The organism is Pontibacter diazotrophicus (genome assembly GCF_003367245.1).
Lineage (GTDB): Bacteria > Bacteroidota > Bacteroidia > Cytophagales > Hymenobacteraceae > Pontibacter > Pontibacter diazotrophicus.
The window spans coordinates 46,287-69,542 of sequence record NZ_QRGR01000018.1 but is presented as its reverse complement, the minus strand read 5'-3'; the positions used below and the strand labels follow the sequence as shown (position 1 = coordinate 69,542).

The window sequence follows — 23,256 nt, the reverse complement described above, 5'->3', positions numbered from 1 at the left end:
TATTCTGTCTCTGACAGTGGCAGATTTAGAAAAAATAGTTAAAATGCATAGAGGAACAACAAGAGAGGTGATTACATACTTTCTGTTGCCTGACGCGTAAGTTTATACAAAAAAGACCTGACTAATATACACACTATGGATATTACCCGAGCACTAGACCTTCTTCCTCACCAATTGCAGAATTTTCCGCAGCCCGACTGTCTTGCTGCCAAAGTGAACGGCACCTGGCAGAAGTACAGCACGCAGGATGTGCAGGATTATGCCAATAAAGTAAGCCTTGGGTTGCTTAAAATGGGCTTAGGGAAAGGTGATAAGGTCGCTATTATCTCGTTTAACCGCCCAGAGTGGGTGCTGGTTGATTTTGGTATACAGCAAATAGGCGCGATTAGCGTGCCGCTCTACCCAACCATCACCACAGAAGACTATCGCTTTATTCTGAATGATGCCGAAGTGAAGGCGATTTTTGTTGCTGACAATTCGCTCTATAACAGAGTAGTTGCAGCTACAGAGGGAATGGAAGGTATAAAAGAAATTTATACGTTTGATGATGTGAAGGGAGCAAGACCCTGGACGGAGGTGCTGGACATGGGCACCGGCAGCGATGTGCAGCAACTGGAGCCACTGAAGGCCGCTGTGCAACCAGACGATATACTCACTATCATCTATACTTCCGGCACCACCGGCAATCCGAAAGGAGTAATGCTGACGCACAGCAACCTTGTGAGCAACGTAACGAGTATTTTCCCTATTGTGCCTGTAAACCATACGCACCGGGCGCTAAGCTTCCTGCCGCTTTGCCACGTTTTCGAGCGCATGCTGTTGTACCTGTACTTTAGAATAGGCGTTTCTATTTACTATGCCGAAAGCATCGAGAAAGTAGCGGATAACCTGAAAGAGGTGAAGCCACACATCTTTACCACGGTGCCACGCCTGCTCGAAAAGGTATATGACAGGATTGTGGCCACAGGTATGGAGTTAACAGGGGTTAAGCGCAGGCTGTTCTTTTGGGCGCTGGAACTTGGCCTGAAGTACGATACACAGAAAGACCAGGGCTGGTTGTATAACCAGCAACTGGCGTTGGCCAATAAACTTATCTTCAGCAAATGGCGTGAAGCGCTGGGAGGCAATATCATCGCTATTGTTTCGGGTGGTGCTGCCCTGCAGCCGCGCCTGGCACGGGTGTTCTGGGCTGCCAACATGCGGATAATGGAAGGCTATGGCCTGACAGAGACCTCTCCGGTAATAGCTGTGAACAGGTTCGAACCTGAAAATAACGTTATAGGCACAGTAGGGCCTGCCATTGATGGCGTGGAGGTGAAGATAGCTGTAGAAGACGGCGAGGTGCTGACGCGCGGCCCGCACGTAATGAAAGGCTACTACAATAAGCCGGATCTGACAAGCGAAGTGATAGACAAGGACGGCTGGTTCCACACCGGTGATATTGGTACGCTGGTAGACGGTAAATACCTTAAGATCACAGACCGTAAGAAGGAGATATTCAAAACATCAGGTGGTAAGTATGTAGCGCCGCAGCCAATCGAGAATAAGCTGAAGGAGTCGGTGGTAATTGAGCAGGCGATGGTGGTAGGCTCCGGGCAGAAGTACGCTGCCGCGCTTATTGTACCGGCATTCTTAGGGCTGCAGGATTGGTGCTCGCACAAGGGCATCAAGTATAGTTCCGATGAGGAAATGGTTTCTCACCCTGAAGTGCTGGAGAAGTATAAGCGGGAGGTAGAGAAGACCAATGAATCGTTGGCGCAGTTCGAAACCATCAAGAAATTTAAGCTGGTTCCTAAAATGTGGACGGTGGAAAGCGGTGAACTGACGCCAACGCTGAAAGTGAAGCGGAAGGCAATTACCGAAAACCACCAAAACCTGATCGATAGCATGTTTTAGCGCTTTTGATGGAAGCATAACCGTGCCCAATCAACTGTAAATCCCTGCCACCACGGCAGGGATTTTTTTGTTGCCTCGTATTTTGGAGCGCTTGCCTATATATTCCGACCTGCTTTAAGCATATCATCAAAACTTCCGTATTAAATTTTATGCATGCAGCTAAAGTTTTCACAAAAGTAGTATGCAAGCATAACATATTTTCTTATATTTGGTATATACCATTGATATTACATGAAGCCGGAAGAAACTGTAGATTATAACTTTAAGGTGTGTTGGCATGCTATCTCGCGCATGTATAACACCGAGGCTGCTAAAAGCGGAATCACCACATCCATTGGGTTTGTGTTGCTCAACATAGACCAGCAACAAGGTACGCCCGCCACTAAAATTGCCCCGCTACTTGGGTTGGAAGCCCGCAGCCTTACCCGCATTCTCAAGAGCATGGAGGATGATGATCTGATCTATAAAGTATCGGATGCGCGTGATAAGCGACTGGTACGCATTTTCCTGACAGAGAAAGGACTGGAGAAAAAAGAAATATCGCGCCAGACGGTAAAGCAATTCAACTATAAGGTGCGCGAGGAAGTGCCGCAGGAAGAGTTAGATGTATTCTTTAAGGTATGCGCCCAGGTACAGAGTATAATAGAAAATAAAAAGATTTTTTAATCCATAGACAACAATAGCCATTCTATGAAAAGAATAATTAAAAAAGTAGCGGTGCTTGGCTCCGGCGTGATGGGTTCCCGGATTGCCTGCCACTTCGCCAACATTGGCGTGAAGGTGCTGCTGCTCGACATCGTTCCTAAAGAGCTGACGCCGGACGAGGAGAAAAAAGGACTGACACTGGAGAACAAGAACGTGCGCAACCGCATCGTGAACAGTTCACTGCAGGCGGCCGTCAACTCCAACCCGTCGCCGTTGTACCGTAAGTCAGATGCAAAACTAATTCAAACGGGCAACTTTGAAGACAACATGAAGGACATCGCCACTGCCGACTGGACCATTGAAGTGGTGGTGGAGAACCTGAAGATAAAGAAAATTGTGTACGACCAGGTGGAGCAGCACCGCAAGCCGGGTACGCTCATCACCTCCAACACATCCGGCATTCCGATCCACCTGATGCTGGAAGGCCGCTCCGATGACTTTAAGAAGCATTTCTGCGGCTCCCACTTCTTTAATCCACCCCGCTACCTCAAATTGCTCGAAGTTATCCCGACGCCGGAAACAGACAGAGAGGTCGTTGACTTCCTGATGCACTACGGCGACCTGTACTTAGGCAAGACAACGGTACTGGCAAAAGATACACCTGCCTTTATCGCGAACCGCGTGGGTATCTACGGCATCATGCAAACGCTGAAGGCCATGGAGAAAACTGGTCTGACGATAGATGAGGTAGATAAAATCACCGGACCGATCGTTGGGCGACCAAAGTCAGCTACTTTCCGCACATTGGATGTTGTTGGCCTGGACACTACCGTGAACGTAGCCAATGGCCTGTACCAGGCAGGGGAGAAGGATGAGTCCAGAGATCTGTTTAAGATTCCGGACTATGTGCAGAAAATGGTGGAGAACAAATGGCTGGGAGACAAAACCGGACAGGGCTTCTACAAAAAGACGAAAGACGCCAAAGGCAAAACTGAGATCCTCACGCTGGACCTGAACACCATGGAGTACGGTCCAAAGCAGAAAGTGAAATTCCAGAGCCTGGAGGCGCTGAAGCCGATTGATGACCTAAGGAAGCGCATCAAGGCATTCTCGGGGCAAACAGATAAAGCTGCCCAGTTCTTCAACGAGACGCTGTTTGGCTTGTTCCAGTACGTGAGTAACCGTATACCGGAAATCTCTGACGAGCTATACCGTATAGACGACGCCCTGCGTGCCGGCTTTGGCTGGGAACTTGGGCCATTCGAATACTGGGATGCCATCGGTGCCCGCGAAGGTGTGCAGCGCATGATAGAGGCAGGTTACAAACCAGCGCCTTGGGTAGAGGAGATGCTGAACCAGCAGAAGGAATCTTTCTACATCGTGGAGAACGGCACCCGCCGCTACTACGACATCGATACCAAAGAATATAAAGCCATACCTGGAGCCGAGAACTTTATCATACTGAATAACCTGCGCGGCAGCAACACAGTCTGGAAAAACAGCGGCGTAACCCTAATCGATATAGGCGATGGTATCCTGAACGTCGAGTTCCACACCAAGATGAACACCATTGGCGGCGACGTAGTGGCTGGCCTGAACAAAGGGGTAGATATTGCGGAGAAAGAGTTCAGAGGGATGGTAGTCGGAAACGATGCCGCCAACTTCTCTGCGGGAGCTAACGTGGCGCTGATTTACATGTATGCCCTAGAGCAGGAGTACGATGAAATCAACTTCATGATAAAGCAGTTCCAGGATACGATGATGCGCATGCGCTACTCGGCAATACCGGTAGTAGGCGCACCGCACGGCCTTACGCTGGGCGGTGGCTGCGAACTGAATCTGCATTGCGACCACGTACAGGCTGCCGCTGAAACCTACATGGGCTTAGTGGAATTTGGCGTTGGCCTGATACCAGGCGGTGGCGGTACAAAAGAGATGACGATGCGCGCTGCCGATATGTATGCCGAGGGCGACATCGAGTACAACGACCTGAAGAATGTGTTCCTCACCATAGGTATGGCCAAAGTGTCTACTTCAGCGAAAGAAGCCATCGATTTGGGTTATATGCGCAAGAGCGACGCCATCACGATTAACAGCAACCGCCTGATTGCCGATGCCAAAGCGCAGGCTATCCTGCTGGCGGAGGCCGGGTATACCCAGCCGGTGCAGCGCACCAACATCAAAGTACAGGGCAGGGGCGCGTTGGGGATGTTCCTGACAGGAGCCAATGCCATGTACACGGGGCGCTACATGTCAGAACATGACCTGAAAATTTCGCAAAAGCTGGCATACGTCATGTGCGGTGGTGATTTGTCTGCCCCAACCGAGGTGAGCGAGCGGTACCTGCTGGACCTGGAGCGTGAGGCCTTCCTGTCGCTGACAGGCGAGCGCAAAACGCTGGAGCGTATCCAGAGCATCCTGACCACAGGTAAGCCGCTGAGAAATTAAGGTTTAGTATAAACTATAAAAGAGCATCAAAATGAACAATGCATATATCGTAGCCGGATTTCGTAGCGCGGTGGGCAAAGCGCCCCGTGGTGTTTTCCGGTTTACCAGACCCGATGACCTGGCTGCTGATGTCATCAAGCACTTAATGAGTACGGTACCTGCCCTGGACCCGGAGCGCATAGACGATCTGATTGTGGGGAACGCCGTGCCGGAGGCGGAGCAGGGCCTGCAGATTGGACGTATGATTTCGCTGCTGTCGCTGCCAATGTCGGTGAGTGGTATGACTGTGAACCGCTACTGCGGCTCCGGCCTCGAAACAATCGCTATTGCTGCTAACAGAATACAAGCGGGCATGGCCGACTGTACTATAGCGGGTGGTACCGAATCAATGTCGATGGTGCCAACGGCTGGCTGGAAAACAGTGCCGAACTACAAAATCGCCAGCAAAAACCCGGACTGGTACCTGAGCATGGGCCTAACAGCAGAAGCTGTGGCCAGTGATTACAATGTTTCACGTGAAGACCAGGATGAATTTGCTTTAAAGTCGCACCAGAAGGCACTGAACGCGATTGAGAAAGGCTACTTCAACGATCAGATCGTGCCGATAACGGTAGAAGAGACTTACCTGGATGAGAACGGCAAGAAGAAAACCCGCACTTATGTGGTAGACACAGACGAAGGCCCTCGTGCCGACACCTCCCTGGAGGCGCTGGCCAGGCTGAAGCCGGTTTTCGCGGCAGGTGGTACAGTAACAGCCGGTAATTCATCACAAACATCAGACGGCGCTGCCTTTGTGATTGTAATGAGCGAGCGCATGGTCAAGGAACTGAACCTGGAGCCTATCGCGCGCCTCGTGAGCTATGCCACAGGTGGCGTTGATCCACGCATTATGGGTATGGGCCCGATTGCCGCCGTACCAAAAGCGCTGAAGCAGGCAGGCATGACCCTGAACGACATCGACCTGATAGAAATGAACGAGGCCTTTGCCGCTCAGTCCATCGCCGTGATGCGTCACCTGGACTTCGACCCGGACAAGTTGAATATAAGCGGAGGTGCCATCGCCCTCGGCCATCCGCTGGGCTGCTCCGGTGCCAAACTCAGCGTGCAGCAGTTCTCAGAGCTTCGCCGCTTAGGCAAGAAGTACGGCCTCGTCACCGCCTGCGTGGGCGGCGGCCAGGGTGTTGCGGGGGTTTATGAGCTGCTGAAGTAACTATAAAGCCGTGCTACGAGAAACGTGCTATTTAGTATGAAAAGATAAAAGACAAGAAAATGGCAAATACAACAGAAAACAAAACCGCTGTCCTACAGGGCGGCGAGTTCCTGATAAAGGAAACCAATCCGCAGGATGTGTTCATTCCTGCTGAGTTTAATGAAGAGCAGCAAATGATGGCGCAGACCTGCCGCGACTTTGTGCGCGAGGAGGTGTGGCCGCTGCTCGAGCGACTTGATAACCACGAAGAAGGCCTGATGGAGAACCTGATGAAAAAGGCAGGGGAACTGGGGCTGTTCGCAGTATCTATCCCGGAGCAGTATGGTGGCCTGAACATGGACTTCAATACAGCGCTGCTGGTAACAGAGTCTGTAGGAGGTGGCCATTCGTTTCCGGTGGCTTTCGCGGCACATACGGGTATCGGTATGTTGCCCATTTTGTACTTCGGCACAGAAGAGCAGAAGCAGAACTATATTCCGAAACTGGTAAGCGGCGAATGGACATCAGCTTACTGCCTGACAGAGCCAGGTTCTGGTTCTGACGCGCTGGCGGCTAAAACCAAGGCTGTACTGAACGAGGCCGGCACGCATTATATCCTGAACGGTCAGAAAATGTGGATCACCAACGCTGGCTTTGCCGATGTGTTTGTGGTGTTTGCCCAGATAGACGGTGATAAGTTTACCGGCTTTATTGTGGAGCGAGGTTATAAAGGCGTGAGCTTAGGCAACGAGGAGCACAAGATGGGCATTAAAGGTTCTTCTACACGCCAGGTGTTTTTCGAGGACTGCGAGGTTCCCAAAGAGAATGTGCTGGGCGAAATAGGCAAAGGCCACCTGATAGCTTTCAACATCCTCAACATAGGCCGTATCAAGCTATGCGCTGCTACACTTGGTGCTTCAAAGCATGTGGCGGACCTGTCGGTGAAATACGCGAATGAACGCCATCAGTTTAAGCTGCCAATCTCTAAATTCGGTGCCATAAAGTATAAATTAGCCGAGCAGGCTATTCGCATCTATGCCGTGGAATCAGCTCTTTACCGTTGTGGTATGGATATCTACCGCAAAGAGCAGGAGCTGATGGCCGGTGGTGCAGACGAGAACGAGGCGCTGTTGGGAGCTGCCCGTGAGTTCGCCGTGGAGTGTGCCATGCTGAAAGTGGAAGGCTCTGAAGTGCTGGATTATGTGGTAGACGAAGGCGTGCAGATATACGGTGGCTACGGCTTCTCAGCTGACTACCCAATGGATCGCGCGTACCGCGACTCCCGCATCAACCGCATCTTTGAGGGCACGAACGAAATCAACCGTATGCTCACTGTAGATATGATCCTGAAGAAAGCCATGAAAGGCGAGCTGGATTTAATGGGCCCTGCCCAGGCAGTGCAGCAGGAACTGATGGCAATACCGGATTTTGGTGCGGAAGAAGAGGAAGGCCTGTTCACCGCAGAGCATAAAGCTATCCGCAACCTCAAAAAAGCAATTTTGCTAACAGCAGGTACAGCAGTGCAGAAGTACATGAACTCGCTGGCAAAAGAGCAGGAAGTGCTGATGAATATTGCGGATATGGCCATCAAAACGTATGTGGCAGAATCAACGCTGCTGCGCGTGGAGAAACTGGTGAGCCAGAAAGGAGAAGAAGCTGCTGCCAATGAAATGGATATCGTGCGTGTGGTAGTAAACGATGCCGTTGACACTACTTTTAGAGCAGGTAAAGAAGCTATCGCCGCTATGGCAGAAGGAGATGAGCAGCGCCTGCTGTTCATGGGATTGAAGCGTTTCACTAAGAGAGACCTTTATAACACCAAAGAAGCCCGCCGCCGCATAGCTGCCGCTATGATAGAAGCAAACGAGTTTGTTTATTAATCTGACCATTTATAACTGGAAAAGCTATCACCGCTGGTGGTAGCCTTTTTATTTTTTATGGTATAATTAGAGTGTTTTGCTATAAAAGCACAAAATATTTTCCTGATATTTGGGATCTGGAAGCCTAACTCCCGTACTGAGTGGATAAGCACCCTGAGCATTGAAAAAAAGCTATGAATGTAACATGTTTAATTCCCTTTTATAACGAGAGGGAGCGCATTGCGCATGTGCTGAAAGTAATCACGCAAATTCGCCAGATTGGGCAGGTTCTGTGTGTAGATGATGGGTCAACGGATGGGACAGCAGCTTATATCAAAGCTAACTGGCCACAGGTACAGGTGGTGCAGCTGCAGCAGAACCAAGGCAAGGCTGCCGCTATAAAGTATGCTTTAAAGTTTGTGAAGCATGAGCTGATTCTGATGATGGATGCAGACCTCCAGGAACTGCGGATAGAAGAGATTGAGGCTGCCATTGAGGCCTACCACACGCAACAACCGGCTATCGATATGATCATACTGCGCCGCATCAACTCCCCTTGGTTTGTGCGGTGGTACCGCAGCGATATCCTGCTGTCTGGTGAGCGCCTCATCAGAAAGTCTGATTTAGGGCAAGTGATGAAACTGCAGGTGCACCGGTACCAATTAGAGGTAGGCATAAATCGCTACATGCTGCACCACAAGAAAGTGGTGCGCTGGATGCCTTGGTCCGCCATGAATACCTATAAAGTGGACAAACTGGGTGTGCTGGATGGCTCTAAAAAGGAATTTAAGATGTACGTGGAAATTGTTTCTTTTGTAGGGTTCTCACACATGATGCTGCAGTTGGCTTCTTTCACTAAAAAGGTTCACCAAAAGCAGCATGTGAAAAGTTCAGTTGAATCTCAATCGCCTTATGAGCCAGACTTCCGGGACGTAAAGACCTACTTTAGCTGAATTTTGCTCAGTCTTAACTCATCTGCCCTTCGGCTTGGCCGCGCTACTGCTACAACATTATTATCGCTGAGCCAGGCGGTGAAGTCTTTAACATAAGCCAGATCTTTGTCATTGGCTATGTTTAAGCCAACAGCTTTCGGCGCACTTGCTTCTCCTGAGTTAGCATCAACCTGTCGGAGGTAAAGGTCATTTTTCCCGCGTAGTTCTTCCAGTGTGAGTAAGTGCAGCGTATTGCCACTGAGGTAAGCATTGTACGAGATGCTTGAGAAAGCTTCATCGGCAGGCGCTTGCTGGTGCTTCATCAATACAGAATTCCAGTCCTTGTTCATGTACTCGTCGTACGTGAACAGGTGCAGTTCTTTGGCAAAGTAAGGAGCGTCTTTTCCTCCCTCTGTGTACTTCTTTTCTGCCATTATGATAAGCTGCTGCTCAGGTGTCAGGAACAGGTCCGATAGGTATATATCCTGGAGACGGGTTGTCTTGCTGTCGCTGCTCTTGTCCAGAGAATTTACCTGGGAGACATAATCCGGGGTGAACCTGAACTCCTCTGCAAACACCATGTCCTCCGCCTCAAAATCAAACTTCACTGTTTTCAGGCTATAGTACCGGCCACTGGGTTCCTCAGCCGTCATCACGGCACCGTACAGCGTACCATTGTGCATCAGCTTAAACTTAGAGTCCAGGATGTAAACTGTTGTTCCGCTGAAAACACCGCCCACCAGTACAGACATCACGCGCACTTCATCGCTGCCCGGGCTATACAGCCGCGAGGTCAGGCGTTTCATGTTATCAGAAATAAGGCTGATGTATTGCTCTCCGCTGTTGCTTACCTGCACGTCTGCTGAGAGTATGTTGAATATGTCCTGCAGGTTATAATTGGTATCTTCGATTTTCTGCAGTTTGCCATCATAGAGTGTACCACTGATATCCTGTATCTGATGGCTGCTGTTGGTATGGTAGCGGTAGGCCAGCAGCTTTGTGCCATCCTCTGAGGTGGCGACGCTAGCCCGGCGGCTTTTGGCCGGTGCCTCCAGCAACAGGACGCTTTCCTGCTTTTTGCCTGTGCGCAGGTCAATGCGGTGGGCGTAGAGTTGTTGCTGCCCCTGCCCATTGTCTGCACGGTGTGTTACCACGGTGGCAGCCTCCTGGTTCGCTGCAAAGGCTTCCAGTGTCTCTGTGCCTGTCAGCTTTACCTCCGCAGTCCACTCTTTTTTCAGTTTAGCACTGTATTTCTCTACTGTGTAGGCATCTGCCGCGCTTCGGCTCAGAATAATAAACTCATCACTGCCGACAGGTATGGTTTTGTGAGGTACGCGTTGGCTGTAGCGCTCCTTACTCTCGTCAGGCATATAGGAAAAGGCGACAGATGCTTTTCTGTTAAACTGGGCATATGTTGCCGCAGGTTGCCAGAGCAGGCTAAGGAGCAAAAGCGGAAGTATGAAAATCTTTTTCACAGGTAAAATAAGGGGTGAGTTTAATTCTGAATAAAGAACAGCTGCAAATATACCACAAGACCTATTGTTTCTCGTGGAACGATATGGTTTGTGCGCTTCTATAACGCCCTGGGCCTAAATATAGGTATAAACGAAATCATAGTTCTGCGCTTTGTTGTTTAAGGAGTGCAGATCGCTAGGCTTATAAAAATCATCATTGCCTGCTCGTGTTCCTGGTAAAGCTTAACTGATGCGACTCCAGTTAACGGTGTTTGCACTCAGCGATTGTATGTGCTGCCGGATATTATGATTCTGTGGCTGTTCCAGCAGCGGGTCTGCCTCCAGCACGCGTTGCGCCGCTGCCCGCGCCTCCTGCAGAATAGGCGCATCCTTGGCTAAATCTGAAATCAGCAGGTCCAGCACACCACTTTGCTGTGTCCCCATCAGGTCGCCGGGGCCGCGCAGCTTCAGGTCGATGTCTGCAATCTCAAAGCCGTTATTGGTACGCACCATGGTCTCAAGGCGCGTTTTGCTGTCTTTACTGAGCTTGTAGCCCGTCATGAGGATGCAATAGCTCTGCTCGGCACCACGGCCTACACGGCCTCGTAACTGGTGCAACTGCGATAAGCCAAAGCGCTCGGCACTCTCAATCACCATCACGGAGGCATTGGGCACGTTTACACCTACCTCAATCACGGTGGTCGCTACCATAATGTGCGTTTCGTGCTTTACGAACTGCTGCATCTCGTAATCTTTGTCCTGCGCCTTCATCTTACCGTGTACCATGCTCACCTTATATTCGGGAAAAGCACGCTTTACGCTCTCGTAGCCATCCATCAGGTCTTTATAGTTCTCCATCTGCTCCGACTCTTCTATGAGCGGGTACACGATGTAAATCTGCCTGCCCAGCTTAATCTGGTCGCGGATAAACTGGAACACGCGCAGCCGGTGCGAATCGAAGCGGTGGACGGTTACAATCTCTTTCCTGCCTGCCGGCAACTCATCAATCACCGACACATCCAGGTCACCATATAAGGTCATGGCCAGGGTGCGCGGAATCGGAGTGGCCGTCATCACGAGCACGTGCGGTATAATGCGGGGGTTCTTGCGCCACAGCTTGGAGCGCTGCTCCACGCCAAAACGGTGCTGCTCATCCACGATGCAGAGGCCAAGGTTCTGAAACTGCACTACATCCTCCAGCAGGGCATGGGTGCCCACAATCATTTTCATGTCGCCGGATCGCAGCTGCTCGTGCAGCACCTTCCGTTCCTTTGCTTTTGAAGAACCTGTCAGTTTTCCTAAGTTAATTCCCAGGCTGTCGGCAAAAGCCTTCAGGCCCACATAGTGCTGGTCTGCCAGAATCTCGGTGGGCGCCATCAGCACTGATTGCGCGCCGTTGTCTGCCGCAATCAGCATAGTGATGAAGGCTACAATGGTTTTTCCTGAGCCCACATCCCCCTGCAGCAGTCGGTTCATCTGTTTGCCAGCGGTCAGGTCTTTGTATATCTCTTTCACCACCCGCTTCTGGGCGTTGGTCAGGTCGAAGGTAAGGTGGTTTTTGTAGAACTCGGTGAGCGTAGGTACCTGGTTGAACACCTGCCCCTTCAGTTCGGATTTTCGTACGAGCTTGTGCCGGAACAGGCGCAGCTGTATGTAAAAAAGCTCCTCGAATTTGAGCCTGAAAGTCGCCGCCTTATACTTCTCCGCCGATTCAGGAAAATGGATATTGAGGAGCGCATTGCGCTTGTCCATCAGCCGGTAATGGTCAATCAGGTCCGGCGACAGTGATTCCTGTACGTTTGGCAGGGCCACCTTCAGCAGCATCTCCATCATTTTACCAATGACTTTGCTGTCGATGCGGTGGGCCTTCAGCTTCTCGGTGGTATTGTAAACAGGTTGCAGAAAGGAAGTGGTTTGCTTTTCTTCGCTTAGTTCCTCAAGTTCCGGGTGCGCCATGTTAAACCTGCCGTTAAACTCGGTTGGCTTGCCGAATACAATATAGTCAGTGTGATTCTTCAGTGTTTTCTGCATCCACTTCACGCCCTTAAACCATACCAGCTCCATCTGGTCGCCGTTCTCGTCCACCAACGTTGCTGCCAGACGCTGCTTTCTTCCTTCGCCCAATAGTTCCTTGCCGCGTACGCGGCCGCGCACCTGCACATAAGGCAGGCTCTCGTCCAGCTCCGCAATCTTGTAAAATTGCGTGCGGTCGAGGTAACGGAAAGGGTAGTGCTGGATCAGGTCTCCGTAAGTGAAAATCTGCAGCTCTTTCTGCAGCAGTTCCGCCCGCATCGGCCCCACGCCCTTCAGGAATTCAATTTTAGTATGGAAGAAGTTGTTCAATGCCGCTGGCTGGTGGTTTGACTATCGTACAATGGCTATGATACAAAGATAAAAGACAAAGGACAAAAGACCTTGAAGTATAACCTCTAAAGTCTCTTGTCCTTTGCCTATGTACTGTGATTGCCGTTGTTGGTGTTTTTCACCAACAACGGCGAAAAACAATCAACAACTAACAATTACTGCTTCTCCTTCCACTCCAGCGTGTTCAGCAGGTGCACGATGTCTTTCTTTACATACTCGATAATAGGAGCCAGTGAATCATTCTGAGTGGCGGTACGGAAATATAAAGCGCCGCGCAGGAAGTGGTCTGTGGAGTCAGTCACGTAGAACTGGAACTGGCTAGGCACTTCACCCTCCAGCTCAAAAACAGAGGCAATGTCTCCTGTAGGCGTCTTCACCTGGCTTTCTTCAATCGCGTACGCCTTTATCTGGTGCTTTGCCGTCAGCTTACGAGAGTCCTCCATTAAGTCATTCAGCATCTTGTCGCTGTTAATGCCCTTGTACGTTAGCTGCACATTGGCTCCCAGGCTTGGATATATGATGTTTATCCAGTGCGGTTGCGCTATACCAGATGAATCAGGGCGTATTTTGGCGTGCTCTGAAAACTCAAAGGTATAGGGGTGCGCTTCCTGAAGCGGCTGATAAGCTGTTTGTGGAAGGTCTATGCGGTTGTAGCCTTTTGGTTTTGGAGTATACTCTGCTGTTCCGCAGGCTGCCATAGCCGTTGCCAGGCAGGCCCACAAAAACATCTGTAGATTAGCTGACTTTCTGGTAGTGCTCTTTTTTACTTGCGACATTTATCTTAACTCGTTTTACACGCTTATAGTCCGCCGACTCTACGGTGAAATGAAACTGACCGTAAGAAACTTCCTCGCCTACGCGCGGGATGCGGGAGAACAGCGCCAGCATCAGTCCGGCCACTGTTTCATTCTCCTCTTTTACCTCGTCAAAAGCATCAAACGGTACTTCTGCTATCTTACAAAAGTCGTGCAGCGATGTCTTTCCATCAAAGATAAAAGTATTTTCGTCGAGTTGAGAATAGATAATGTCATCGTCGTCGTCATATTCATCGTTGATCTCGCCGACAATCTCCTCCACAATGTCTTCTAAAGTTAACAGACCAGAGGTGGCACCATATTCATTCACCACAATGGCCATGTGCACGTGCTTTGTCTTAAACTCCTGGAACAGGGCAGAAATGCGCTTGTTTTCCGGCACAAAGAAAGGTGGCCGCACTAGTTGCTGCCAGTTAAAGTCTGCGCCTTTGTTCAGGTGAGGAAGCAAATCCTTTACATAAAGGATGCCCTCAATCCTATCATTGCTTGTCGTGTAGACTGGAATTCTGGAATAGCCCCACTGCACAATCAAAGGCAGCATTTCAGGCAGCGTCATACAGCTGCTAAAGGCATTTACATCTACCCGGGGGCGCATTACCTGCTTTACCGTAATAGAGCCGAAGTTTACGACGCCCCGCAGAATCCGTCGCTCTTCCGGTGATGTTTCCTCGTTGGTTAAAGCTAAATCCAGGCTTTGGTGCAGGTTCTCGATGGTCTGGTTATAGCCATTTACCATATAATGTTTATCAAGGTAGCCACTAATAGACATTAGCAGCGATGAGAATGGTTTAACAGGAGTTTCGAGGCGGTACAGGATAGAAGCAGTTCTGGTTAAAATATTCAGCCGCCTTTTCTGGGCATATACCTTCGGAAGCACCTCACCACAAAACACAATGAAAAAAGTGGCAAACAGCATACAGGCAACCATTACACCTGCGGGCAGGGCCATAGTGCCAAACACCTGCCAGGCGACATACGCAAAAAGCGTAATGATGCTGACATTGATGCCGTTGTTAAGAATAAGGATAGTGGTAAGGAGCTTACGCGGGGTCTGTAAGAGTTGGTACACGCGCTGCTTTGCAGGTTGCTTGCTGTTTTTGCACTGCTCCAGCTCCTGCTCTGAGAGTGAGAAGAATGCGGCCTCTGCCCCCGAGATGAGGGCAGAGAGCAGCAGTAATATCAAGCCGGCCAGTATGGCGGCTATGTATTCATATCTGAGTTGTGTAAGCGAACTTTGTAATAACTGAAGTAAACTATAACTCAGGGGGTCTCCGGAATCTATACTGTCCAAGATTAATTCATTTAATGAAACATAGGTTAGAACGGCAGGTCATCCGGCTCGTCGTTCTGGAAAGCCGATGCTCCACCGCTGGTGGCTGCTGCGCCACCGCCGTAATTGCTGCCGGAAGAGGAGGCAGCAGACGAAGTCGAGGCGGACTCTTGATAATTACCTCCGCCGCCACTGCCATTGTCGCTGCGGCCGCCCAGCATAGTCATGTTATCAGCGACAATCTCGGTGCTGTAGCGCTGAATGCCTTCTTTGTCCTGGTAATTGTTTGTTCTGAGTCTGCCTTCAATATAGACAGAATTTCCTTTTTTCAGGTACTTCTCGGCCACTTCGGCCAGTCCTCTCCAAACCACAATATTGTGCCATTCTGTTCTTTCCTGCTTCTGGCCGCTTTTGTCTTTAAAGCTTTCAGAAGTAGCCATTGGGAAACGGGCGACAGCTACACCGCCTTCTAAGTGACGTACTTCCGGGTCTTTGCCCAGGTTTCCAATCAAAATCACTTTGTTAACACTTGCCATGTCTTTTTACGATAATATTTTAGTTAAATGGGCTACTCCAGCAACCAAGCTGGAGGCAATATGGCTTACTAAAACTGATAATGCTTTTGCCTATACAAAAAGTTTCAGTCTATAAATATACTAAAATCTTAGCATCTTTCAAATAGCTGTTTATCAATATTGGCTTAGGCAGTGCCTCTATTTCTTCAACGTTGAAAGGGGCTATTCTTGTTTCTTTCAGTACCTCCTCTTTTAAACGTGAAATAAGCCTTATCCGGTAAAAACGTGCCGTAATTTTTTGATGGCTCAGGATGTGTTTGTAGTCTTTCTGGGGTGGCTGCAGGTGCGCCAAATCCACCTCTAGGCCAGCCTGTTGCAGCACCTGCACTAAGGTCTCGATGGGCAGGGTTTTATCAGGGCTCTCATACAGGTAGAAGTCGTAGAGGCCCTGCCAGATGTCGCCCTCCAGCCGCTTGCGCAGGTAAAATTCCCCTTCATGCTCCAGCACAATGTAATGAAAATAGCGGGGCCGCGCGGCCTTTGCCTTCTTCTTTACAGGTAGCTCCTGCACCATGCCGTTGTTAAAGGCGAAGCAGCTTTGCTGCAGCGGGCAGAACAGGCAGTCAGGCATAACAGGCGTACACTGTATGGCCCCAAACTCCATAATGGCCTGGTTGTAGGCGTCCGGTGCATCGGCAGGTACCAGTTCATCTGCCAGCTTTTGAAAGACTTTTCGCGAGGCCGGTACTGCAATGTCATCGGAGATGCCGAATACCCGGGCCAGCACCCGGAACACGTTCCCGTCCAGCACGGCCACCTGTTCCTTAAAAGCAAAGGCTGCAATAGCTGCGGCAGTATAACTCCCGATGCCCTTTAGCTTGAGCAGTGCCGCATAGTTACCCGGAAACTGGCCGTTAAGCTCATCTGTCACAATTTTGGCAGTGTGGTGCATGTTGCGAGCCCTGGAATAGTAACCGAGGCCCTGCCACAGGCGCAGTACCTCGTCTTCGGGGGCTGCGGCCAGTTGCTGCACGGTAGGGTAGGCTTCCGCAAATTTCAGGTAGTAAGGCAGGCCCTGTGCCACGCGCGTTTGTTGCAGGATAACTTCTGATAACCAGATATAATAAGGGTTGGTGGTGTCGCGCCACGGCAGCGGGCGCTTGTGCTGCCCATACCAGCGAAGGAGAGTATTGGCAAAATATGCCTGGTCGGGAGTAGCCATGGTTAAAGGTATAAATACAAAGGTTTTAAGTTGGTGAAACAGGCCAAAGGACGGGAATGTTTACCCATGGTGCAACACTGATTTATGTTGCCTGAGGCTGAAATATAAACCTTTACTCCACGTTAAAGGGTGGTGCGAAAGGCTGAAGAAGGAGTTTTAGAAAGCTAAAGCCGTGCGTATGAGGGCCTAATAATTTATAGGGAATGCTTTTACTTGTCGAAAAGTAAATTTACCTTTGTGCCCCGAAAACGACGAAGCGAGCTATCTCGCTGACACTAAAGTATTGAAAGTTAACTTATTATTAATTATATAAATCTAAGAAAGTGACTAAAGCAGAAGTAATATCAGAGGTTGCTGATAAAACAGGGATTGATAAGGCAGATGTACAGGCTACAGTAGAGGCTTTTTTCAAAGTAATCAAAGACTCTATGGCTGATGGTAACAACATCTATGTGCGAGGTTTTGGTAGCTTTGTGAACAAGAAGCGTGCGAAAAAAGTAGCTCGTAACATTTCTAAAAACACATCTATCATCATCGACGAGCATTTTATCCCAAGCTTCAAGCCATCGAAGACCTTCATCCAGAAGATCAAAAACAGCAAGAAAATCCAGGAGTTAGCTCATTCTTAATTTTTCGTATCTTTGCTGATCTAAAACACTTTACATCAGCATACAACCTTTAGGTAAAAAGAATGTCACGGTCACAAATATTAATAGTTGTTGCAGCCATTGTGTTGGTGGCGGTTATGTTCTTTTTGCCTAAAGTAGTTGTAAACGAAGAAGACAAAGGTAACTTTGCCACAGGCGAAACCGCGGCAGCAGTACCGGAAGGCCACTCAGAAGATGATGGCCATGACCACGGAACAGCGGAGGGAGGTACAGCAGATGTACACGTAGCCGCTTCTCCGGAACAACTGATGGAACTGGCTACAGCACGTGCCAGGTTTAACAAGACTACCGACGCACAGGCACGTATGCGAATAGCTGCAGAGTTGGCCGAGGCTTATGCTACTGCTAACAAGTACGACAGTGCCGGATATTACTATGAAGTTGCAGCAGAAGCTCGCGGAGGCGAGAAAAGCTACAAGAAAGCCGGTGACGCGTACTATGAGGCATTTACTTTTGCAGCAACGCAGGACCGTGCCAATCAGTTGGGCGCCAAAGCACGCGAAATGTATGAGCAGGTGCTGAAGAATAACCCTTCGGAGCTTGATGCAAAAACAAACGTGGCGATGACGTATATTGCGAGCACCAACCCTATGCAGGGAATTACGCTGCTGCGGGAGGTACTTGCATCAGACCCTAATAACGAGAAGGCGCTGTTTAACCTGGGCATTCTGTCTATCCAGTCCCGGCAGTACGACAGGGCTGTAGAACGCTTCCGGAAACTTGTGTCTGTTAACCCGTCACACTTAGAGGGAACCTTCTATCTGGCCGTGTCGTTGGCAGAGACAGGGGAAAACGAAGAAGCCAAGGCCTTGTTTAACAAAGTAAAGAGCATGAGCACTGACCCGGCACTGGCAGCCTCCGTGGATGAGTACCTGGCAAAACTGAATTAAAGAATTTAAAAAATATTTATATAACGAAAACTACAAGACTATGCCTTGCGGAAAAAAAAGAAAAAGACATAAAATAGCTACTCACAAGAGAAAGAAGCGCTTAAGAAAGAACAGACATAAGAAGAAGTAATTTCTTCTAGTGTTTTAAGGCCCACTTTGCTTTGCAAATGTGGGCTTTGGTCTTATACATCCTAAATAACCATTTGAGAAAAATTGAGTAACGAACTGATTATCAATTCTACTCAAGATGGGGAACGTATTGCGCTTTTACAGGACAAACGCCTGGTAGAGTATCACTTCGAGTCGAAAGACACAGACTATACGGTTGGTGATATTTTTCTGGGTACTGTAAAAAAAGTAATGCCTGGCCTAAACGCTGCTTTTATTGACATTGGCTACCAGAAGGATGCATTCCTGCATTACCATGATCTGGGAGCGAATGTGAGAACACTGAACAAATATGTTAAAGCAGCGCAAACACAGAAGAACGCATCACCAAAGCTCAACCAGATAAAGTTTGAGCCCGAGATAGACAAACTCGGAAAGATATCTGATGTCCTGAAAAAAGGGCAGCAGCTTTTGGTGCAAATCGTAAAAGAGCCAATTTCAACCAAAGGCCCACGCCTTTCCTGCGAGATATCGCTGGCTGGCCGATACCTGGTACTCGTGCCGTTTTCAAATACGGTAAGTGTGTCCAAGAAAATCGTCAGCAAGGAAGAGCGCACGCGCCTGAAGCGACTGATCACCTCTATTAAGCCAGAGAATTTTGGCGTAATAATCAGGACAGTGGCAGAAGGACGTGATGTGGCAGAACTCGACAGAGACCTGCGCAACATGGTGGCAAACTGGGAGGAAGGCTTTAAAACGCTTCGGATAGCAAAACCAAATGATAAAATTATTGGTGAGCTGAACCGTTCTTCATCCATCTTGAGGGATTTATTAAACGAGAGCTTTGACAGCATAGTAGTAGACGATACGACGCTCTATGACGACATCAAAGCATACATCAGTAGCATTGCCCCGGATAAATTAAACATCCTGAAGCATTATACTGGTAAAACCAAGACCTTTGAACACTTTAACATTGAGAAACAGCTAAAGTCTGCTTTCGGCAAAACAGTGACGATACCAGGCGGCGGATACCTGGTGATAGAGCACACCGAAGCACTGCATGTAGTCGATGTGAATAGTGGGAACAAATCCAATACCGAAACCGATCAGGAGGCAACCGCACTGAACGTGAACATGACGGCAGCCAAAGAAGTGGCCCGCCAGATGCGCCTCCGGGATATAGGTGGTATCATTGTAGTTGACTTCATTGACATGAAGTCACCGGAAAACCGCCAGAAAGTATATGAGGTGGTGAAGGAGGAAATGAAGAAAGATCGATCCAGGTCTACTGTACTCCCCATCTCTAAATTCGGCCTGATGCAGATTACAAGACAGCGTGTAAGGCCTGAACAAAACATTGTAACCGGGGAAGTTTGCCCTACCTGCAACGGCACCGGTAAAATAACAGCCAGCATACTGGTGACAGATGAAATTGAGGCAGCGGTAGACGACCTGCTGACCAGCCACAACCACAAAAGCCTGACGCTGTACCTGCATCCTTTCCTGTATACCTACTATACAAAAGGACTGATGTCACGGCAGATGAAGTGGTTCTTTAAGTACTTTAAGTGGGTAACACTGGTAAAAGACACCTCGCTGGGCATCATGGATTTTAAAGTGATGGACGACCGGGGCGAGGAGATTGAACTGCGGGCTGCACTGGCAGAAGTGAGTGTGGTAGCAGATGAAGTATAAAATAGATATACAGTTAAAAGAAGAAGCCGCTCCGATAGCTATCGGAGCGGCTTCTTCTTTTAGTAAAGTGGTGTAGCTGCTTAGAACTTTACCCCAAAATCGATGGAAACGCCATTGTTCTTAACCGACACGTTTCGGTCACCAAGCAGGTCTTCATAATAGTCGTCGATGTCAGTAAGCCCGCGGTGATAGGTAATACCGCCGAAAAGCTTTGTGCTTTGGCCAATCTGGAATTCGGCACCTCCACCAAGTAAGACGTCCGCTTCAAAAATATTGAACCGCTTTGTCGCTCTCTCTCCGTTGATAACTTTCTGGTCATTTACCTGGGCAGCTACTTTGGTGTTAAGCGAGCCACCAACCTGGAAATAAGCAATAGTACCGGGTGCTACTTCGTTAGTAAATAGCTTCAGGGAAACCGGTAATTCAATATATTGCAGCGTAATGTCGTCTGTACCCGAGGTGGTAACAGTTGCGCCGCCCGCGTCTTGTCGGGTATAGTTGTAAGAGATCTCAGCGCCTTTGCTGCGGTACATCAGTCCGGTGCTGAAGGCATAGTTCTGAGCGAAGAAGTAGTCCGCTATTACACCTACACCAAGCCGTAAGCTATTGCTTTCCTTTTCAAAATTGTACCTGTCTTCTGCAATAAAACGGTTGCCAGCTATAGTTGGCGATACCTGTAAGCCTATCTCAATCTGTGCCATCGCTGAAAAGCCTGCGATGAAAAACAGCATGAGGAGTGTAAGTTTTTTCATAAGTGTAGTTAAATTATTCTATGTGTTACTCTAATACGAAGGAACACCCTATTTTTGTACAAAGATACGCAACAATGTATTACAGATTTCTATTATTAGCAACACTTCTGCTTGCTTTTGGCTGCAAAGACGAAGGCTGTGAACTACCTGATGAAATAGCCAGTGTGCCTGTAACGGTGCAAATTGAGCGGCTGGAGAAGTCATTTTTCGACGCAAATTCCCCGCAGGACGTTGCAGCTTTTTTGCAAGCCAACCCGATGTTTGCCGATAAGTATTTACAGGCAGGCAATCAGCCACCTGATTCCCCGTTGCTCACTTCCTTGTACGATATGGCCACGAACCCGGCCCTCGACTCCCTGGCCCAACAGGCTTCCCAGCGCTTCGGGGATATGGAGGAGGAACAGCAGCAACTGGAAAGAGCATTTAAAGTGGTGAAATACCATTACCCGGAGTTTTATGTGCCGCAGGTAAAGACCTTTGTAACAGGGCTTGGTACCATGGGCAACGATTTATTTGTGTCGGATAGCCTGCTGGTTTTTGGATTGGACTATTTTATCGGTAAATCTGCCAGCTACCGCCCGCAGGTATATGACTATATTCTGAGCCGCTACGAGCGGGAAAAAATGGTGCCGGCGGCGATGCTCCTGCTCTCGGACCGCTACAACAGAACAGATGCCTCTGACAGAACACTCCTCGCTGAAATGCTGAACATCGGAAAGGCATATTATTTTGTAGAAACGGTATTACCCTGTACGGCTGATTCAGCTATCATCAGCTATACAAGTCAGCAGATAGCAGACGTGAACCGCAACGAAGGCCGCATCTGGGCGCACTTCATTGAAAAGGGCCTGCTGTATGAGAAGAGCCCTTTCGTGGTGAATAAGTACATTGGGGAGCGCCCTAACACGCCTGAAATAGATCCAACTGCTCCGGGGCGTATCGGGGCATGGGTGGGCTGGCAGATTGTGCGCAAATACATGGAGCGAAACCCGGAAGTAACGCTGCCAGAATTAATGGCCGATACTGACTATCGTAAAATATTCAATCAATCGAGGTATAAGCCGGAGAGACGGCGATAAGCTTGGTTCTTGATTGCTAAATAGCTTAATTGTTGAATTGTTAAATAGTTGGGTTATGTAGAAATAAGATTTTAGCTCAAAAATGCATCAGAACAACAATATAACAATTAAGCAATACAACAATTTATAATGCACATTGCCGTACTAAACCAGCACCACAACACCCCTGATTGCCCCGCTACCGCCCGCCATTATACCTATTTAGAGTACCTGGCCCAAAAGCATCGGGTTAGCCTGGTGGCAAGTGACGCGTGGCGGAGAACATGTATTGCAGAAAATCATACCTGGGTGCCAGCGGGAGTGGAGCTACATGAGAGCCATGTGCCTTATGAAAATAAGATGGGTATCACGCAGCGCCTAAAGTCTTTTGTTGGTTTTGCCGGCAGTGCGTTTAAAATGACGATGCAGCTGCAGAAGCCTGATGTCATCTGGGCTGTTTCTACGCCACTCACTACACCCTGGGTAGCAGCGCAGGTGGCAAGATTACGCGGGGTGCCCTGGGTATTTGAGGTGCAGGACCTTTGGCCCAGCTTCCCGATTGCGATGGGCGCTGTAAAAAATAAATGGATGCAACGGAGGTTGTACAAGCTGGAGAAAAGCCTCTATCGCAGTGCCAGCCATATTATTACGCTCTCCCCGGACATGACAGAGTATGTGGTTGGGCTGGGCATTAGCCGGGAGAAGATTACCACCAACTACAACGGCACGAACTTGGAAATGGTGGAAGCTGTGCAGCCGGAGGACGTGGAGGCATTGCGCCAGAAGTATCAGCTACAGGACAAGCAGGTGGTGTTGTACGCCGGCACATACGGCCGGGCAAATGACATGCCCACCATGCTACAGGTTATAGAAAGCTTAGCCGGGGAGCAGCAAATTCGTTTTGTGTTTGCTGGTGCCGGCTACTACGAGCCGCAATTGCAGGAACTGGCGAAGCGGGTGCCTAATTTGTTGCTTTTACCACCACAGCCCCGCACTGAAATATTCAAACTATTTAAACTGTCCGACCTTTCTGTCGTTTCCTTCAATGATCTGCCGGTGTTGGCTACCAACTCTCCGGCTAAAATGTACGATAGCCTGGCCAGTGCTACCCCGGTGCTGGTAACAAATCCCGGCTGGACAAAAACGTTTCTTGAAGAGCATAGCTGTGGCTGGTTTGCACCAGCGGAACAGCCCGCGGCTATAGCGCAGAAGATAAAGGAGCTGTTAGCGCAGCCGCAGGAGCTAGAGGCAGCAGGTACACGTGGTGCAGCCATCGCCAGAAAATTATTTGATCGGCAACAACTGGTACGGCAGGTAGAAAAGGTGCTGGAGCAGGTAGCCAGGTAATTTTTATTTTAGCATTCTTGATATCTATAGAGAACTGCACCTGCTATGTTTCTTTAGCAAGGGCTTTACTCATTTCCTGAGTCTATAAAAAAGTTTCATCTTACAGTTCTGACATAGAGCAACTAA

The 23,256-nt window shown here is 49.1% G+C and carries 18 protein-coding genes; 11 read left to right on the top strand and 7 right to left on the bottom strand.

The window, feature by feature from the left end; translation table 11 throughout:
• The first annotated feature begins 135 nt into the window (after window positions 1–135).
• The 6 genes from DXT99_RS16110 to DXT99_RS16085 all read left to right on the top strand — a co-directional run bounded on the left by DXT99_RS16110 (window position 136) and on the right by DXT99_RS16085 (window position 8,990).
• Window positions 136–1,896, top strand: coding sequence for an AMP-dependent synthetase/ligase (locus DXT99_RS16110; RefSeq protein ID WP_115566606.1), 1,761 nt, complete (start codon window positions 136–138; stop codon window positions 1,894–1,896).
• A gap of 231 nt (window positions 1,897–2,127) precedes the next feature.
• The gene (locus DXT99_RS16105) at window positions 2,128–2,562 is read left to right on the top strand and encodes a MarR family winged helix-turn-helix transcriptional regulator (RefSeq protein WP_115566605.1); all 435 of its coding nucleotides are present in this window, start codon (window positions 2,128–2,130) and stop codon (window positions 2,560–2,562) included.
• Between the two features lie 24 nt (window positions 2,563–2,586).
• On the top strand, window positions 2,587–4,989 hold the full coding sequence (locus DXT99_RS16100) for a 3-hydroxyacyl-CoA dehydrogenase/enoyl-CoA hydratase family protein (protein ID WP_115566604.1): 2,403 nt from the start codon (window positions 2,587–2,589) through the stop codon (window positions 4,987–4,989).
• Between the two features lie 31 nt (window positions 4,990–5,020).
• Window positions 5,021–6,199 carry an acetyl-CoA C-acyltransferase gene (locus DXT99_RS16095; RefSeq protein ID WP_115566603.1) on the top strand — a complete coding sequence of 393 codons (1,179 nt, stop codon included), beginning with the start codon at window positions 5,021–5,023 and terminating at the stop codon, window positions 6,197–6,199.
• A gap of 59 nt (window positions 6,200–6,258) precedes the next feature.
• A complete protein-coding gene (locus DXT99_RS16090) occupies window positions 6,259–8,058 on the top strand; it encodes an acyl-CoA dehydrogenase family protein (protein WP_115566602.1) in 1,800 nt (599 codons plus the stop codon).
• A 173-nt stretch (window positions 8,059–8,231) separates the two neighbouring features.
• Window positions 8,232–8,990: a glycosyltransferase gene (locus DXT99_RS16085; RefSeq protein ID WP_115566601.1), complete on the top strand. Its 759-nt coding sequence runs from the start codon at window positions 8,232–8,234 to the stop codon at window positions 8,988–8,990.
• On the opposite strand, the gene DXT99_RS16080 is transcribed toward DXT99_RS16085, so the two are convergent.
• From DXT99_RS16080 to mutY, 6 genes are all read right to left on the bottom strand, one after another.
• On the bottom strand, window positions 8,978–10,444 hold the full coding sequence (locus tag DXT99_RS16080) for a hypothetical protein (RefSeq protein WP_115566600.1): 1,467 nt from the start codon (window positions 10,442–10,444) through the stop codon (window positions 8,978–8,980). The two genes, DXT99_RS16085 and DXT99_RS16080, sit on opposite strands and share 13 nt — an antisense overlap.
• A 222-nt stretch (window positions 10,445–10,666) precedes the next feature.
• Complete coding sequence (gene recG / locus DXT99_RS16075) at window positions 10,667–12,766, bottom strand: ATP-dependent DNA helicase RecG (protein WP_115566599.1); 2,100 nt, start codon at window positions 12,764–12,766, stop codon at window positions 10,667–10,669.
• Between the two features lie 176 nt (window positions 12,767–12,942).
• On the bottom strand, window positions 12,943–13,515 hold the full coding sequence (gldD, locus tag DXT99_RS16070) for a gliding motility lipoprotein GldD (protein WP_115566598.1): 573 nt from the start codon (window positions 13,513–13,515) through the stop codon (window positions 12,943–12,945).
• 7 nt (window positions 13,516–13,522) lie between these two features.
• Window positions 13,523–14,893 carry a gliding motility-associated protein GldE gene (gene gldE / locus DXT99_RS16065; RefSeq protein WP_246000771.1) on the bottom strand — a complete coding sequence of 457 codons (1,371 nt, stop codon included), beginning with the start codon at window positions 14,891–14,893 and terminating at the stop codon, window positions 13,523–13,525.
• Between the two features lie 26 nt (window positions 14,894–14,919).
• The gene (locus tag DXT99_RS16060; RefSeq protein ID WP_115566597.1) at window positions 14,920–15,408 is read right to left on the bottom strand and encodes a single-stranded DNA-binding protein; all 489 of its coding nucleotides are present in this window, start codon (window positions 15,406–15,408) and stop codon (window positions 14,920–14,922) included.
• Window positions 15,409–15,517: 109 nt separating this feature from the next.
• Window positions 15,518–16,609, bottom strand: coding sequence for an A/G-specific adenine glycosylase (mutY, locus tag DXT99_RS16055; protein ID WP_115566596.1), 1,092 nt, complete (start codon window positions 16,607–16,609; stop codon window positions 15,518–15,520).
• A 323-nt stretch (window positions 16,610–16,932) separates the two neighbouring features.
• Here mutY and DXT99_RS16050 point away from each other — a divergent pair, with 323 nt between their 5' ends.
• From DXT99_RS16050 to DXT99_RS16040, 3 genes are all read left to right on the top strand, one after another.
• Window positions 16,933–17,238 carry an HU family DNA-binding protein gene (locus tag DXT99_RS16050; RefSeq protein ID WP_115566595.1) on the top strand — a complete coding sequence of 102 codons (306 nt, stop codon included), beginning with the start codon at window positions 16,933–16,935 and terminating at the stop codon, window positions 17,236–17,238.
• Window positions 17,239–17,300: 62 nt separating this feature from the next.
• Window positions 17,301–18,167 (top strand): tetratricopeptide repeat protein, encoded by an 867-nt coding sequence (locus DXT99_RS16045; RefSeq protein ID WP_246000770.1) that lies wholly within the window; start codon window positions 17,301–17,303, stop codon window positions 18,165–18,167.
• A 213-nt stretch (window positions 18,168–18,380) separates the two neighbouring features.
• Window positions 18,381–19,973 carry an Rne/Rng family ribonuclease gene (locus DXT99_RS16040; RefSeq protein WP_115566593.1) on the top strand — a complete coding sequence of 531 codons (1,593 nt, stop codon included), beginning with the start codon at window positions 18,381–18,383 and terminating at the stop codon, window positions 19,971–19,973.
• Between the two features lie 80 nt (window positions 19,974–20,053).
• Here the strand turns inward: DXT99_RS16040 and DXT99_RS16035 are convergent, their stop codons facing one another.
• Window positions 20,054–20,725 carry a porin family protein gene (locus DXT99_RS16035; protein ID WP_115566592.1) on the bottom strand — a complete coding sequence of 224 codons (672 nt, stop codon included), beginning with the start codon at window positions 20,723–20,725 and terminating at the stop codon, window positions 20,054–20,056.
• 74 nt (window positions 20,726–20,799) lie between these two features.
• Between DXT99_RS16035 and gldB the strand changes: the two genes are divergently transcribed.
• A complete protein-coding gene (gene gldB / locus DXT99_RS16030) occupies window positions 20,800–21,804 on the top strand; it encodes a gliding motility lipoprotein GldB (protein ID WP_115566591.1) in 1,005 nt (334 codons plus the stop codon).
• 129 nt (window positions 21,805–21,933) lie between these two features.
• Entirely contained in the window at window positions 21,934–23,130 is a 1,197-nt protein-coding gene (locus DXT99_RS16025; protein WP_115566590.1) for a glycosyltransferase family 4 protein, read from the top strand.
• Window positions 23,131–23,256 lie beyond the last annotated feature (126 nt).